Annotated in this window: 12 protein-coding genes and 1 other RNA gene; 6 read left to right on the forward strand and 7 right to left on the reverse strand. The window is 40.8% G+C overall.

The window, feature by feature from the left end; genetic code table 11:
* On the reverse strand, nucleotides 1-429 hold the full coding sequence (locus F0226_RS14905; protein ID WP_171736372.1) for an SRPBCC family protein: 429 nt from the start codon (nucleotides 427-429) through the stop codon (nucleotides 1-3).
* 119 nt (nucleotides 430-548) lie between these two features.
* Here F0226_RS14905 and smpB point away from each other — a divergent pair, with 119 nt between their 5' ends.
* Nucleotides 549-1,034: an SsrA-binding protein SmpB gene (gene smpB, locus F0226_RS14910; protein ID WP_137374932.1), complete on the forward strand. Its 486-nt coding sequence runs from the start codon at nucleotides 549-551 to the stop codon at nucleotides 1,032-1,034.
* A 66-nt stretch (nucleotides 1,035-1,100) separates the two neighbouring features.
* Nucleotides 1,101-1,467, forward strand: a transfer-messenger RNA (tmRNA) gene (gene ssrA, locus F0226_RS14915).
* Nucleotides 1,468-1,514: 47 nt separating this feature from the next.
* On the opposite strand, the gene F0226_RS14920 is transcribed toward ssrA, so the two are convergent.
* The 3 genes from F0226_RS14920 to F0226_RS14930 form a co-directional block, all read right to left on the reverse strand.
* Nucleotides 1,515-2,291 carry a hypothetical protein gene (locus tag F0226_RS14920; RefSeq protein ID WP_171736373.1) on the reverse strand — a complete coding sequence of 259 codons (777 nt, stop codon included), beginning with the start codon at nucleotides 2,289-2,291 and terminating at the stop codon, nucleotides 1,515-1,517.
* Between the two features lie 638 nt (nucleotides 2,292-2,929).
* A complete protein-coding gene (locus F0226_RS14925) occupies nucleotides 2,930-3,901 on the reverse strand; it encodes an ion channel (RefSeq protein WP_171736374.1) in 972 nt (323 codons plus the stop codon).
* An 84-nt stretch (nucleotides 3,902-3,985) separates the two neighbouring features.
* Nucleotides 3,986-4,912, reverse strand: coding sequence for a LysR substrate-binding domain-containing protein (locus F0226_RS14930; RefSeq protein ID WP_345776525.1), 927 nt, complete (start codon nucleotides 4,910-4,912; stop codon nucleotides 3,986-3,988).
* Between the two features lie 99 nt (nucleotides 4,913-5,011).
* Between F0226_RS14930 and F0226_RS14935 the strand changes: the two genes are divergently transcribed.
* Entirely contained in the window at nucleotides 5,012-6,265 is a 1,254-nt protein-coding gene (locus F0226_RS14935) for a D-amino acid dehydrogenase (protein WP_171736375.1), read from the forward strand.
* Between the two features lie 300 nt (nucleotides 6,266-6,565).
* Complete coding sequence (locus tag F0226_RS14940; protein ID WP_171736376.1) at nucleotides 6,566-8,113, forward strand: alanine/glycine:cation symporter family protein; 1,548 nt, start codon at nucleotides 6,566-6,568, stop codon at nucleotides 8,111-8,113.
* Between the two features lie 158 nt (nucleotides 8,114-8,271).
* On the opposite strand, the gene F0226_RS14945 is transcribed toward F0226_RS14940, so the two are convergent.
* A complete protein-coding gene (locus F0226_RS14945; protein ID WP_171736377.1) occupies nucleotides 8,272-8,868 on the reverse strand; it encodes an acetate uptake transporter in 597 nt (198 codons plus the stop codon).
* 297 nt (nucleotides 8,869-9,165) lie between these two features.
* On the opposite strand from F0226_RS14945, the gene F0226_RS14950 reads away from it, so the two are divergent.
* A complete protein-coding gene (locus F0226_RS14950; protein ID WP_171736378.1) occupies nucleotides 9,166-10,713 on the forward strand; it encodes a DUF3369 domain-containing protein in 1,548 nt (515 codons plus the stop codon).
* 76 nt (nucleotides 10,714-10,789) lie between these two features.
* Here the strand turns inward: F0226_RS14950 and F0226_RS14955 are convergent, their stop codons facing one another.
* Complete coding sequence (locus tag F0226_RS14955; protein ID WP_171736379.1) at nucleotides 10,790-12,736, reverse strand: ATP-binding protein; 1,947 nt, start codon at nucleotides 12,734-12,736, stop codon at nucleotides 10,790-10,792.
* A 98-nt stretch (nucleotides 12,737-12,834) separates the two neighbouring features.
* Here F0226_RS14955 and F0226_RS14960 point away from each other — a divergent pair, with 98 nt between their 5' ends.
* Nucleotides 12,835-13,809, forward strand: a complete 975-nt coding sequence (locus tag F0226_RS14960; protein ID WP_171736380.1) for an ABC transporter substrate binding protein — start codon at nucleotides 12,835-12,837, stop codon at nucleotides 13,807-13,809.
* A gap of 68 nt (nucleotides 13,810-13,877) precedes the next feature.
* On the opposite strand, the gene F0226_RS14965 is transcribed toward F0226_RS14960, so the two are convergent.
* Nucleotides 13,878-15,593: a chitinase gene (locus F0226_RS14965; RefSeq protein ID WP_171736381.1), complete on the reverse strand. Its 1,716-nt coding sequence runs from the start codon at nucleotides 15,591-15,593 to the stop codon at nucleotides 13,878-13,880.
* Between the last annotated feature and the right edge of the window lie 23 nt (nucleotides 15,594-15,616).

Here is a 15,616-nt window from a genome sequence, read left to right on the forward strand (position 1 = left end):
TTAGTAAACCTGCTTAGCTCGTTGTGTGAACGCACTGACCATATTTCCTGTGAGTTCATTAAAGACTTTTCCAAATGCCATTTCAATCATTCGGCTGGAGAATTCAAATTCTAACTTTAACTCAACTTTACACGCTTGCTCGTCTAATGGCGTAAAGTGCCATCCACCCTGTAGCTTCTTAAAAGGTCCATCAACCAACTCCATCATGATCATCGCCCCTTGAGTCAGGCTATTAGAAGTGGTAAATGTTTTACTTATGCCAGCCTTTGACACATCAACAGATGCTACCATCGATGTTTCTGATGATTCAATCACACGAGAGCCTGAGCATCCTGGTAAAAATTCTGGATAACGAGCAACATCGTTGACCAAATTAAACATTTGATCAGCACTAAATGACACCAATGCTGAACGAGTAACCTTTGGCATATAGACTCCTGTTAAAGACAGCGTTACATTAAAAGCTGTCAGCAATTCTAATTCTATTGAGCTAGCGCGCAAACAAAAGGATTCCCCAATAGAGGCGCAATCCGTATAATGAGGCCATTATGGCAAAGAATAAATCAAAATCCAAAGCTGGTAGTAATACCATTGCGCTTAATAAGAAAGCTCGCCACGAATATTTCATCGATGATGAAATAGAATCGGGGCTTGAGCTACAAGGCTGGGAAGTTAAATCCTTACGTGAAGGCAAAACCAACATTGCTGAAAGCTATGTTTACATCAGAGATGGTGAAGCATACATCAGTGGTATGACGATTACTCCGCTTACTCAAGCTTGTACTCATACCGTTGCAAACCCAACGCGTATTCGTAAACTTCTTTTAAAACGTAAAGAACTCGATAACCTTATCGGACGTATAAACCGTGAAGGCATGACTTTAGTGGCAACCGCACTTTATTGGTCTCGCTCATGGGCGAAAATCAAAATTGGCGTAGCTAAAGGTAAAAAGCTGCATGATAAACGTACTGATATGAAAGAAAAAGATTGGGCTAGAGATAAAGCACGAATTATGAAGAGTAATTTGCGCTAAATTTAAGCACTTAAACGCACAATGCTAGACAGGCAAAGCTTTTCTGGTACTATGCAAATAACACTTGGGGCTGATTTAGGATTCGACAGGAATTTTGAAGTCTGAGGTGCATGCCGTGGGGCGGTTGGCCACGTTAAAAGCCGCAAAAAAATAGTCGCAAACGACGAAAACTACGCACTAGCAGCTTAATAACCTGCTCAGAGCTCTCTTACCCTAGCTTCCGCTCGTAAGACGGGGACCAATAAGAGATCAAACCCAAACTAGCTAGCGCGGATTCTCCCACCTGAGAGGAAAAGCGCGAATAACAATTCAGGTTAGCCTTTAACTAGCGTGTCGGTTCGCAGGTTGCTGGTGAAATTAAAGATCGACTAAGCATGTAGTACCAATGATGAATGATTTTTGGACGCGGGTTCAACTCCCGCCAGCTCCACCAAACGTTTGGAAAAGCCCAACTCGCAAGAGTTGGGCTTTTTTATCAAATCAAAAGTCATAATAGATGCAATTACTTCTAGTAAGCACTTTTTCTGAGAAATTGAACTCTCCATTCAAATCTCGGTAAGCTTCATTTTGACCGAATCGGTATAACAAAGAAGCATAGATAGAATCTAGATATAAAGACATAGGATCGATTAGCTCTTGATCTGTACCTAGCTCCTCCATGCAGTTTTCCCATGCAAAAAGAGAATTAAACAGTTCAAGGGACTCTTCTTCCAATAAATTAATCGACTCATCAAGCTCTAATTCATGTACTGCTCGATAAATAAATGACATATTCAATGCCATTCGTTGAAGTTCTTCATTTTGATAAGTCTCTAGCACAGCCAGTTCAAAACTGTCTTTAATGTTATTTCTGTTTAGATCCGTACCTAAAATCACCTCTGCCGACTTGGGGTTAGATGATTCAACAGAAACTTCGATATTACTTTCAAGTACACCATCAGTAGCAAGCCTTCTCCAGTACCATGACGTTTCAGGTTGCTCTCCTTTATGCCCCCATTTAGATAGGTATAAATCTCCGTTTACATAAACCACCTGCCCGCTATGATAATTCTCATCGACATCAAATTGTGGGATAGATTGATTCACATGTATCCAACCTTCCCAATGGCTCTTGCTGACACTCGGTTCATTGCTTTTATTCCATAATGTGGCGACAAAAATCTCCCTACTATGAGTAACTCTATCTCCTACATTGTAAGTTACTTGTTCTTCCCAAGGTTGCTCACTCAATGCATAGAAGCTTAAAAACCAGCACATAACCAAAAATAACTTTATTAAATTCAAAGTGTTTACTCACATAAAAAGTCGCATGAGCAGTTTGGTGGTAAGTTAAGTTGATGTTCATTTTGGAGAAAAGAAAATGGATCAGTTCGCCTAATTTGAATAACTAGCTAGCAGTCAATTACACTAAAAATGAGAGTTAAGAGATAACTAAGATCAAACACTAGAATTCAATACAGTGATCTTATTAGTCAGAAATAAAGGGATGATATAAACAAAGAATTTATGAGTGGTGCGGGGAGAAATAATTCAGCGGTTTTGAAATCTATTGCAGATTGGAGAGTGTCTTATTTACTTAATGCATAGGCTGTAAGAACACCTACCGTTACTGGCATTAGCCAAAGCATAATTTCGATCCAAGTTCTAACGATGCTCTTCTTTTTTTTCTTATTGCTTGTTTTTTTATTGCTATGATTCTGACTTCCTGATGATTTCACTTGTGCCTCAACCATAACCCAATATACGAGTTTACATTCTCCCAGTACGAGGTTAAAACACAAGACAAATATAATGTAAGTATCTATAACAAAAGACCAAATAGACAATTGCCATACAAATATTTTACATATTAGACTCAACTACCAAGCCATCTTAATAAATAAGTTAGGTATTGTTCACCGAGTCATTTTCTTTACAAATACAACAACAAACAATGCCATGATAAAACTCCCCATAAAAGCTTCCACTGCAGCAATAAACCGAGCAATCCCAACAGGCGATATATCTCCATACCCAAGGGTTGTAAACGTCACAACGCTAAAATAAAGAGCATTAAAAAACTCTAAAAGAAGAAAGTAAGGTGCACTGGTGTCTGCATTGGAAGTAATGGTCGTATCTAAGAAAAAATACGCAACTGCACAAGTAATAATAAGAACAATAGAAAAAAGGACAACACGCAATGGGGACTCACCATAGCCACAAAAATAATCCACCAGCTTAGAAATAAAACGATGAAAACTGTACCTAGGTAACTGATACCGGCGAAAGCGCATTTCTTTAGTGAAAAACATCCCTGCAGTCTCGAACAAGCCCTGCTTCTCGCATTGCTTGCGTATATTTCTGCATACCTCTTCAGCTTCTTGATACAACGACCTGGCTTTTCTTCTCTCTTTACGCTTTTCTGCTTTCTTAGCTTCAGTCTCTTGTTTTAATGAATTACCCCAATTGATGTTATCCAACCTTGCTCGTCCTAAATCAGAGCCAAGTAAGTTACAATTGTCCAAGTGAGCGCAGTGTAAATTGGCATTCACCATTCTTGCTTTCATCAGTGAAGAACCGCGCAGATCAAGCCCAAAGAAATGCGCGTCTCTTAAATCCGCTCTATAGAAATCAACATTTCGGCATGAGTACCCCTTTTTACACCCTCTATTCACTAAATCGATATCACGTAAGTTTGTTTTGGCTAATTGGAATCCATCAAGTGGTTTACCTGTGATTACCCATTTTTCTATTTTTTCTTTTACGTCATCATTACTTTTGTCGACTTTAGGGTCATGCCAATAACAAAGCCCTGAATCACCACCCTCTTCTTCACAATGCCAACCGTCGGGATTTATATAACCACATGTTATTTTTTCTTTTTCCATGGCTCCTCCTTACAGTTACTGATAATTGTAGAAGTTATATTGTAGGCTTGTACAAAAGTGCTGAAAAATATGTTTCGACCACACTTACTGGTCGTCAATTTGCTTCGATAACCATGAAACAAATGATTGAACGGATCTGCTAGAGGAGTGGGTTAAAGTGAAGTAACCAGCGTTTGCTTTCACCTCTTCAGACAATGCCACTAAGCGACCTGTCTCTAATTCATCTTTAATCAACGCTTTTCGAGCAAGCGCAACCCCTACACTCGCTTCCGCAGCTGCCATTGCCATATCTGTTCGATTAAAAAAATGGCCTCGGTTAGTTTCAAAATCTATATTCATTTTATATGCCCAATAAGCCCATTCTTGATCTCGATTAGAGCCCAACCAAGGTTGAGCGTCGTGCAACAAGGTAACGCTAGCCCAATCAATATCTACAACAATTTCAGCAGCATTTTTACTAGAACCTTTTGCAAATAGAGTCTGCAAGTAATGCGGGCTGGCTACTGGCACTAAATATTCTTCAAATAACAAAGTCGCATTTGCATCTGTATAAGGTAATTCCCCATAATCAATAGCAATATCAAAGTCCTCCCCTGATTTATCAACAATTGCTCCTTCAGCAAAGGTTTGCACTTGGATCTCCGGGCAAAGCCTATGGAAATCTTCAAGCCTTGGAACCAACCATTTAAACGCAAAAGAAGGGGTGAGCTTTAAGCGGATATCAGTATTCGGATAACTTGCGGAGTCGAATTGCGCTAATACTTCATCTATATCCTCAAGGCTCGACTTAGCAACTTGATGTATGCGGGAACCAACCTCTGTTAAGCGGATCCCTCTAGAGTGTCTTTCCACTAATGTCAGCCCAAGCTTTTGCTCTAGTTGCAATAATTGCTGGCTGATTGCTCCAGTTGTTAAACACATAGATTTAGCCGCGCTAGTCAAGCTAGAGTGCCGCCCAACTTCTACGAATGTCATCAAAGACACCGCCATATTACTTTTTAAATACTTCACACTCAGCCTTTAGTAAAACTATAACCTGCTGTTAATTTATATCGATTGTTAGCAATTTGTAAACAAGACACTCTACCTCTATAGAATTTAGGGGATAGTATGAAGATTATTGTGTTAGGCAGCGGTGTGATTGGTTTAACAAGTGCGTGGTATCTTGCTCAGCAAGGACACCAAGTCACTGTTATTGATAGGCAGGATAGCGCAGCAAATGAAACCAGCTTTGCTAATGCAGGGCAAATCTCTTATGGCTATTCGTCACCTTGGGCTGCTCCAGGGGTTCCCCTAAAAGCCATAAAATGGCTGGCTCAGCAACATGCTCCATTAAAAATCACGTCCCCGCTATCATTAGCGACCATCAAGTGGGCTTCAAAAATGGTAAGTAACTGCACGACACAGCGTTACGACCAAAATAAAGCTCGAATGTTGCGTGTTGCCAACTACAGCAAGCAATGCTTAAACGACCTTAATGCTCAAACGAATATTGAGTATCAAGGGCGTCGCTTGGGGACGCTTCAAGTTTTCAGAACAGCCAAACAACTACAAGCAGTACAAAAAGACATGAAGCTTCTCAAGCAAGCGAATACCGCTTTTGAGCTCTTAGACCAAACAGGCTGTATTGATAAAGAGCCAGCTCTTAAAGGCGTTAAAGATAAAATACTGGGAGGACTGCACCTACCTGAAGATGAAACTGGCGACTGCTTTTTATTTTGTCAGCAACTGAGGAAACTAGCTTCATCATTAGGTGTGAACTTTATGTTTAACACGCAAATAAAAAGTCTAACTACAAACAAAAATCGCATTACTTCTGTGGTCACTAATAACGGAGAGCTTACCGCAGACAGTTATGTGGTGGCATGTGGCAGTTATTCCGCGCAGCTTCTAGCTCCTTTAGGTATCACACTTCCGACTTACCCCGTAAAAGGCTACTCGCTAACCTTACCCATCAAAAATAGTGAACAAGCACCACGCTCAACCGTGATGGATGAAACGTATAAAGTTGCCCTCACTCGTTTTGATGACAGGTTAAGGGTCGCTGGTACAGCTGAATTGAGCGGTTTTAATTTAGAACTTCCAGAAAAAAGAAGAAAAACCATAGAACTTGTTATCCAAGATTTATTCCCAAATGCGGGAGATTTACAGCAAGCAGAGTTTTGGACAGGGCTAAGGCCAATGACACCTGATGGACCCCCTATCATCGGCGCAACACCGATAGAAAACTTATTCACCAATACAGGTCACGGCACATTAGGTTGGACTATGGCTTGCGGTTCTGGAAAGTTACTCGCAGACATAGTGTCAAAGCGCAAACCTGATATTGATTACACTGATCTTTCTGTTTCCAGATACCTTTAGAGCCTATAAAACCACCAGCACAACAGGTTACATAGCGACCACCAATCAGAATTAAATCCGTTGCATATTAAAAAACTTAAAACCGACGTTAATCCTGACATTTTGCAGAATGGACGCATATATATGCAGATATGAAGGGCATCAGTATGCCAATACTAAATTTTAACACTTAATTAGCATTTCGTGCTTGGCATCACGCATTAAGATAAAAGCAGATAAATAAATTAACAAATAAGTTACAAAAAGATTAATATATCGAACGAAAAATAAACATAATAGTTAATAACAGGGAAAATACTCATGCAGTCACTCGTTGATTTTTTGAATGGAATTATATGGAGCCCAGTGCTGATTTACTTGTGCTTGGGCGCAGGTTTGTTCTACTCCATCATGACTCGATTCGTACAAATTCGTCACTTCTTTGAAATGTGGCGCTTGCTTCTTAATGGTAAAAGTTCTGAAAAAGGAATCTCTTCTTTCCAAGCATTAGCAGTATCGCTATCAGGTCGTGTTGGTACTGGTAACATTGCTGGTGTTGCTGCCGCGATTGGCTTTGGTGGCCCAGGTGCAGTATTTTGGATGTGGGTCGTAGCTTTCTTCGGTGCAGCAACTGCATATGCAGAATCAACATTGGCTCAAATCTATAAAGAAGAAGATGAAGGTCAATTCCGTGGTGGTCCGGCTTACTATATTGAAAAAGCAATGGGTCAGAAATGGTACGCTTGGATCTTTGCTATCTCGACAATTTTCGCTTGTGGTATTTTACTTCCAGGCGTTCAATCGAACAGTATTGGTAATGCAGTAGAAGCCGCGTTTGGCTCTGGTGACATGATTGAAACAGCTATCGGTACCTTTAGTTTTGCCAAAATTTTAACCGGTACAATCATCGCTGTCATTCTAGCGTTCATCATCTTTGGTGGTGTGAAACGTATTGCAAACTTCACTCAAATCGTTGTTCCATTTATGGCGCTGGCTTACATCATTGTTGCCTTCGTTATTATTCTATTGAACATCGGTCAAGTTCCTGTTGTTTTCTCTATGATCATTGGCGACGCATTCACTCCAATGGCTGGCTTTGGTGCCGCGATTGGTTGGGGTGTGAAACGTGGTGTTTACTCAAATGAAGCAGGTCAAGGTACAGGTCCTCACGCGGCAGCGGCTGCAAGTGTTGATCACCCGGCACAGCAAGGTTTGGTACAAGCATTCTCTATCTACATTGATACGCTACTTGTTTGTTCAGCGACTGCCTTCATGATCATCATCACTGGTGCTTATAACGTACACGGTGGCGCTGAAGGTGTTTTCCTTGTTCAAAACTTAGCAGCAAATATCGGTGCTAATGGTCCTGTCTTTACTCAAATGGCAATCGAAAGTGCGCTACCAGGAATCGGCAAACCGTTCATTGCATTTGCTCTATTCTTCTTCGCATTTACAACGATTCTTGCTTACTACTACATCGCAGAAACCAACATTGCGTACCTAAGACGTACAGTTAAGATCCCTGGGATGATGTTCACACTTAAACTTGTGCTTATCACGGCTGTTTTCTACGGTACGGTAAAAGCAGCAAACCTTGCTTGGGCTATGGGTGATGTTGGTGTTGGCGTGATGGCTTGGTTGAACATTGTCGGTATTCTTATCATCTTCTTCATGGCTAAACCTGCAATTAAAGCTCTGCATGATTACGAAGAACAGCAACGAGCTGGCGTGACTGAGTTTACTTTTAACCCTGTAAAACTTGGTATCAAAGGTGCTACTTACTGGGAAGAAAAATACAAACGTAAAACAGGCATAGACCCAAAATCTGAAGCACAACAAACAGATGCTGTAGAACAACCATCAACATAATGGTGAGTTTTAAAAGCACTTAAAAATTAAATGACTTATTTAAAATAAGCAGTGGATATAAAAAAGGGTTAGCAAATGCTAACCCTTTTCTTTTGTCTTAGTACCATCTAAAGCTTCAAAGCAGCATTCGAATGGCTTTCAATTTAGAGAAGTTGCTATTAAGCAGCAATCTCTTGAGTCATTGTTTTTTCTACAGGTTTCTTTTCACCAATAGGTAAAACAGTGCGACCGTATTCATTGTTGATTACTTGAGCCATTGCAAAGTAGATTGCAGATGCACCACAGAAAATACCTTCAAAACCCGCGATAGTGCCGATTAATTCGCTGCCAGTGAAATCACGAGCGGCAAGCAGGAAGAATAGAATCGTCAGAGAGCCAAACACCACTTGTTTCGCCACTGGGTAGCAAAGTGAACCAATAAACATGAAGCCTGTGAAGATACCCCATAGCAATAAGTACCAACCCATGAAGCTAGCTGGGCTTGCAGGTAACCCCATGTAAGGCATAACAATAATACCAACTAGAGTTAACCAAAATAGACCGTAAGAAGTAAATGCAGTTGTACCAAACGTGTCACCACGTTTAAAGCACATCATGCCAACAAGCACTTGGCTAATACCACCGTAGAAAATACCCATAGCAAGAATCATTGAGTCAATTGGGAAAAACCCAGCATTGTGGATATTAAGAAGAATAGTGGTCATACCGAAACCCATTAGGCCAAGTGGCGCTGGGTTAGCTAGTTTGGTCGACATTGCGAATTTACCTTACAAATGATGGTTATTAAAAAATAATGATAAAATTTATTAGAAAATTTTAATCTATAAACTGCAGTAAAAATATTTAAGTTATCGCAAACTAAGGTTGTACAAATGATCACATATAAAAATACGGTCTAAATACCCTCCATACTCATTCCACTTTGTGATAATTCGTTTTAATTTGTTCGTTTTACATTCATTGGGGACATTTCATAGTACCAACTCATACGTTAAGCGTTGAACTATGCTAAACCTATACAAGAGGCTATTAATGTTGAGTCGAGATTGCATATGGATTTGTTCGCCGATCACAGGGAGCCTTCTTCGTCTCCCAATACACCCGTGACACCTTCTTCTTTAGACGTGGCACTGTGGAAAGTATTGTTAATCGATGACGATGAGCAAATGCATCAAGTGACTAAGTTAGTACTCGCCAACTTTACATTTCAAGGGAAAGGTTTAGACCTTATATCTGCCTATTCTGCTGCTGAAGCTAAAAGTATTTTGACTCAACAGCAAGATATTGCACTAGCGTTAGTCGACGTAGTGATGGAACACGATCACGCCGGATTGGACGTTGTAAAATACATCCGAGAAGAGCTAAAAAATACTAAAATTCGGTTAGTGCTTAGAACCGGTCAAGCAGGGCAAGCGCCTGAAGATTTTGTTATTCAAGAGTATGAAATTGATGACTACAAAGAAAAAACCGAGCTGACGACCCAAAAGCTCAAGACTCTCCTTTATTCAATGCTTCGAGCCTATCGAGATCTGACCACCATCGAAGTCCAAAAAGAAGGTCTAAGTAAGGTGATTAAAGCTTCGGCAAACGTACAAAATACAACCACTCTAAAAGATTACGCCTCTTCTGTTTTGAGCCAACTCACGTCGCTGATTCAATTAGATGCCTCTGCTTTTTACTGCTTAGTTAAACCACGACCTGATGGTGAAGAATCACGAGCATTAACATTAGCAGCGACGGGGGATTACGTAGATTCTTACTCTGAATGTCTCTTTGAAGTGTTACCTGAGGTTGTCTCAGCCCGTTGCCAGTTTGCACTTAACCAACAAAGCAGCCAAAGCTATGATGATGCCTATGTTTTTCATATGACCGATGAATCTGGAGTCGACAGCCTTCTATATATCAATATATCCAGTAAATTGAGTGAATTAGACAAACAGTTACTCGAAATCTATATGCACAATATTGGGCTTACTTTTGAAAACCTAAATCTACTTGTCGACCTGCGCGAAACCTCTAAAGAGTTAGTCTATAACTTAGCCAATGCGGTAGAGGCAAGAAGCAAAGAAACGGGTGCTCATGTACAAAGAGTTTCACTTTTTAGTGAAAAGCTAGCACAGCTTTATGGATTACCTCCACAAGAAGTACAAATGATAAAGCACGCTTCTCCTTTACATGATGTCGGTAAAGTCGCCATACCTGATAGCATTTTGCATAAACCAGGAAAGCTCGATGCCGAGGAGTGGGCAACCATGCAAAAACACGTTGAATATGGTGTCGATATTCTCAGTAAATCAAAACGAAAACTCATTTCTGTCGCTAAAGAGATCGCTCAAAACCACCATGAAAAGTGGGACGGTAATGGCTACCCAGCCCAACTAAGCCAGTTTGATATCCCTGTAAGTGGTCGAATTACAGCTCTCGCTGACGTATTTGATGCGCTGGGTTCGATTCGCAGCTACAAAAAAGCGTGGTCAGATGACGATATTAAAAATGAAGTCATAGCTCAAAGAGGTAAGCACTTTGAACCCAAGCTCGTAGATCTACTTGTTGAATATTGGGATGAATTCATTGCCATTAGGGAGTCACACCCAGATTAGTATCCCCTACCCATTCATCATATTGGTTTATGAGGTTATAGGTTTGGCTAATGGTTTATGGTTTATGGCTCAAAGCTTAGGGCTTATTTAGTTCTTCATCGTTCATCGGTAAATCTCTAGGCAATGAAAAAGTAAAAGTGACTCCATCCCCTAATTCAGATTCAAAGCTGAGTTGTCCAGAAAGCTTCTGATGGACCAAATTGAAAACTAAGTTCAAACCTAGCCCAGAACCACCTTGCCCTCTTTTACTAGTAAAGAAGGGTTCAAAAATTTTCTGATGTAAGGCGCTGTCTACGCCACAACCGTTATCCCGATAAATAAAAATGATGCAATCACCTTCTTCATGGAAGTTAAGTTCTATTTGCGCATCTTGTTTCTCAGAGAAAGCATGATTAACGCTATTCAATATAAGATTAGACACCACTTGCGTTAATACCCCAGGGAGGCTGTTCATTGTGACGCTAGAATCACCATTTAACTGCGGTGTTACGGGTACTTTTCTAGTTTCGGGGTGAATACTCGTAATAAGAGCATCTAAGGTTTGTTTTACATTAAATTGACTACGACTTTCTGATACTTGATCGACAGCTGTTTGCTTGAAATCTCGGATCAATTTAGCACCACGATTTAAGTTATCTTCAAGTAAAACGCTGGCTTGATTCATCTGCTGCATAATTTGTTCAAATTGCTGGCTCGTTAATGTTTGAGAGGTAAATGCACTGTTCAATTCATTACATGATTCTTTAATCAGAGAAGACGCCGTCACTGCAATACCAAGCGGGGTATTCACTTCATGAGCGACACCAGCAACCAACCCACCTAATGCCGCCAATTTTTCTGATTCAACCAGTTGCCCTTGAGCCTCTTCCAGAGATTGCATACTTTGTTCAAGATCACGTGTACGTTCAGCTACTTTTATTTCTAGGTTTTGATTCAAATCTTCCAGTCTAAGCTGCGCATCTTTTAGAGCTGTCACATTAATTGAGCTACCGCGGTACCCTTTGAATTTATTCTCTTCGAGGACACTCATTCCTTGAAAGAACATATAAAAAGTCTGCCCATCAATTTCTAAGTTCACTTCGCACATTGAGAAGTCTTTTTGCTTACTCATATAATCGCAAAGTCTGTAAGCATTAAGTATTCCATCGACATCATTAATAAAAGGGTGCTGATGAATATCAATATTCAAAGCTAGCTGCATAGCTTCAGAGACAAACACTAACCGACCAATTTCATCCGTTTCCCAAAGCCAATCTGAGGAGACATTGGCAAAGTCGACAAATCGTTCTTGTTCGAATCGTATATTGTTGTAGAGAGTTCGAATATTACCCGTAATTTTATTGGTTTCGTCTGCCAGCCAATTCAATTCGTCATCCTGTTCCATTACCCATGGATGATAAGGTAGCTTTAACGGATCACTTGGATGCCTTGGGTTGAACTTACGTAAATACGTTGCCACAGCAAAAATACGTCGATTCACATTTTTATGGAAAACCATCAGGATCAGGTAACAAACAATAGTCGTTTTGATGGCGTTAATCGCTAAGGTTAACAAGAACTGCCGAAGTAAATAACTGTAGATTTCCTCCCCATTGGATTCCATGTACAAACTGCCAAGGGCTTCTAATTGGTTATCTATTGGAGAGTGGTATTGCAGCTCAAACTCAGTCTGAATTGGGTACTTGGTGACTTTTTCACCCGCAATGAACGTGTAACTACCCGAACGAATCTCCAAGTAATTAACCTTAGGGAGGTTTACTAGCCCTTCTAATTTTTGCTGAAGCAGCACTAAGTCATAGCTCCACAAAGAAGCAGCGAGTAACTCAGCATGAACAGATTCAATTTCCTGCTGCCTTTGTTCTACACCGCTAAATTCTCGGCTGTAATCCCAATACAGCTGAACAGTAGTCGCAAGTAACGTTACTGCCCCGCTTAGAATCACCATAATCAGAATGATTCGACGACCTATACGGCTATAAATTGGGTTGCTATCACTGTCTTCAAATTTTTTAGTACGGCTCATAACATTGCGCTCCAATGCCCACTTGATGGCATACTTTTCAGTATAGAAGCGAATAGCTTAGCTATACTAAATAGATGGTTTATTGAAGGAAATGAGTGATGAAATTGTTCTTGTCGGTTCTATTTGCTTTACTTGCACCTTCAGTTTCCGCTGAGGATGTCCTGATCATTGAAAGTTACCACTCTGAATACCCATGGGATAAAGACTACGTAAAAGGTATACGCAACACGTTAGATGAAAAACACTCTGTCACGACCTTTCAAATGGATACCAAGCGTTTACCACAACACCAATTTCCAGAAATGGCTCACAAAGCCTTATTACGCTATCAAGAGCTCAAACCTGATGTCGTTGTATTGGGTGACGATAATGCATTGAAGTTTATGCTGCCGAAGCTTTATAACGAGCCTATTAGTATCGTCTTTCTGGGTATCAATTCGAACCCGAGAAAACTCCTTGCTCGTTATCAAGGGCAAGCACAAATAACAGGGATACTAGAACAGCCTTTATTGATTAAAAACATCAATGAGATTGGCGAACTTATTAATGACAAGAACTCAAAAATATTGGTGCTGTTTGACTCTGGTACAACTTCAAAAATTGCAGAGGAATATATTTCAAAGCAGTATCAATCAATAAAAAATTCACTCTCTGTCACGGTCGATATCGAGAATGTAGCAACATTAAGTCACTGGAAGAACATCGTTAGAGCAAGCCAAGAAAAAGGATACTCTGCGATTGTAATGGGCTTATATCACACCTTAATAGATAAGAAAGGACACCATGTTAACGCAGACGATTTAATGGCATGGACACATCAACACTCGCCAGTGCCTTTATTCGGGTTTTGGGATTTTTCCGTTGGTAAAGGAAAGGCTTTAGGAGGTGTTGTATTATTTGGGCAAAGCCAAGGAATAGAAACGGGTAAGATTCTCAATCAGATACTGTCGGGGAAAAACACTGACCACATACCTATCCGCATCGGAAAACAGGGAAAAGCTATTTACAGCAAAGAAGAAATGGAAAGATGGGACTTAACGCCACCCTCTCATTGGCAAGCAATAGATGAATAAATAAGGGAGTGACAATGCACTCCCTATTCTACTTTAAAAAATCAGTCTACTTTAAAAATCAGACATCACTACTGACAGCTAATTTCATCCCAGAACCAATTAGATTGTGTTGGGGTTTCCCATGTTCCTGGACCATTTTTCGCAACAAAGCACTTACCGTTATAAGTCACTTTATCACCATTACTCACTTGGCTAGCACCTGGTGCCCATGTAATGAATTCCGATGGATCAACCACTACAGGTGGCTCAGTTACTGGTGGCTCTACAACTGGCGGTTCAGTGACTGGTGGATCAACTGGTGTTGGATCTGGCACTACTGGTGGAACCGGCTCACCAGAAATCAACTTCCAAGGGTCTCCAGCAGTTGGTTCATTACCTTGGCTCCACCACTTCGCTTCATAAGTCGCTCCATTGAAGGTCACTTGGTCACCAGAGTTATAGACCTTATTCGCATCCCACGCATTTCCACCAGGATCTGTGCCTGGATCTGTAGGTTCTAGCTTATCAACCACTTTCACTTCAGGCCAGCTGGCATGTGAGCCATAGAAATTCGTCACACACTTTTCGTAATCACCAGGGACTAGCGCTGAATAAGCCGTTTGGAACCCAACAAGTTCACACTCAAAAGAGTAACCTTCAGGGCGATCTGCGTAGTATTTCCAATTGCCGTCCCAGTTAGTGTAAAGCACATCTGTCGCACCATTTAGATTCAAACTACCGTAAGGGGTTTGCTGCCAACAGGTGTTCGCTTCATCCGCTTCAATAGGAATCTGATAATGTTCTGCTAAACCTTCCCAGTAACGAATTCGGTTAACAGGTTGTCCTTTGTTTTTGTTTTGCTCACCACATTCAATGCCACCATTGATTACATTGATTGTGGTGCCGAAACCATAGCCAATCCCTGCATCTAACTCACGTTGGGATGGCGTCCATGTACGGTCAATAACATGCAACATAGCTGGTTTAGGCGCTTGAGGCGTTAAGAAGAACCAAATAGCAGAAGCAAGGTTCAGCCAAGAGTCTGCAACTAAACCTGGATTATTCAACAGTACAGTCGCATCACCGTCATACATAACTTCAGAGAAAGCACCATAGTTGAAATGATAAGACAGCTGCTTCGCGCCTCGACCAAAGTAACCTTGACCGGCAGCACATGGCCAGCGAGCATTTTGCCAATCATTCTGACCACAACCAGTCGTGTAACCTTCTTGTCCTTCTGACCAACCCATTTCGCGAACATGCACTAAAGCTTGTTGCCATTCTTCTAATGCTAATGGGTTATCCCACGTATTATCTTTTGCTATATGTCCGCCCGTTTCTTGAGAGAAATGAGCAAATGCCGTCACTATAGATTTTTTACATATCGCGTCAGAATCTCGCCCATCGGTGTACTCTCCACAAAAAGCTGGGAACTTACCAATAGCACGCAAAAATCGCGTATAGGTATATTCTGGAGCCGCCATTTGAGTTAAGAAATCCCACTCTGATTGCGGGAAAACACGCTCAACACGCTTTACGTTATCAGGGTTGCTTGCTAAACCAGGCAGTATCGCCTCTACAACAGAATTAGGACGTGTATCTAATGCTTGTGACCAAATGGCATACATCGGATCAGCGGTTTTAGATTGCTCTGCAGCTTGGAGATCACTCTTTAACACCAAATATCCATTGGGGTTTTGAGGGTCAGGCTGAATATTCATTGATGATTGGCTATTTACTTGAGCATAACTATTGCCCGCCAGTAAACAACCCAGCACTGTAGCTAAATATTTAGGTTTAAACATTTTTAGTTCTCTATCTATCCATA

Origin of the sequence: Vibrio sp. 99-70-13A1 (assembly GCF_013114625.1) — a bacterium.
In the GTDB taxonomy this organism is placed as follows: Bacteria; Pseudomonadota; Gammaproteobacteria; order Enterobacterales; family Vibrionaceae; genus Vibrio.

What these genes read in the sequence shown, in the direction of transcription:
- F0226_RS14905 (WP_171736372.1), bottom strand. Translation starts at nt 429, where the DNA reads ATGCCAAAGGTTACTCGTTCAGCATTGGTGTCATTTAGTGCTGATCAA.
- smpB (WP_137374932.1), top strand. Translation starts at nt 549, where the DNA reads ATGGCAAAGAATAAATCAAAATCCAAAGCTGGTAGTAATACCATTGCG.
- F0226_RS14920 (WP_171736373.1), bottom strand. Translation starts at nt 2,291, where the DNA reads ATGTGCTGGTTTTTAAGCTTCTATGCATTGAGTGAGCAACCTTGGGAA.
- F0226_RS14925 (WP_171736374.1), bottom strand. Translation starts at nt 3,901, where the DNA reads ATGGAAAAAGAAAAAATAACATGTGGTTATATAAATCCCGACGGTTGG.
- F0226_RS14935 (WP_171736375.1), top strand. Translation starts at nt 5,012, where the DNA reads ATGAAGATTATTGTGTTAGGCAGCGGTGTGATTGGTTTAACAAGTGCG.
- F0226_RS14940 (WP_171736376.1), top strand. Translation starts at nt 6,566, where the DNA reads ATGCAGTCACTCGTTGATTTTTTGAATGGAATTATATGGAGCCCAGTG.
- F0226_RS14945 (WP_171736377.1), bottom strand. Translation starts at nt 8,868, where the DNA reads ATGTCGACCAAACTAGCTAACCCAGCGCCACTTGGCCTAATGGGTTTC.
- F0226_RS14950 (WP_171736378.1), top strand. Translation starts at nt 9,166, where the DNA reads ATGGATTTGTTCGCCGATCACAGGGAGCCTTCTTCGTCTCCCAATACA.
- F0226_RS14955 (WP_171736379.1), bottom strand. Translation starts at nt 12,736, where the DNA reads ATGAGCCGTACTAAAAAATTTGAAGACAGTGATAGCAACCCAATTTAT.
- F0226_RS14960 (WP_171736380.1), top strand. Translation starts at nt 12,835, where the DNA reads ATGAAATTGTTCTTGTCGGTTCTATTTGCTTTACTTGCACCTTCAGTT.
- F0226_RS14965 (WP_171736381.1), bottom strand. Translation starts at nt 15,593, where the DNA reads ATGTTTAAACCTAAATATTTAGCTACAGTGCTGGGTTGTTTACTGGCG.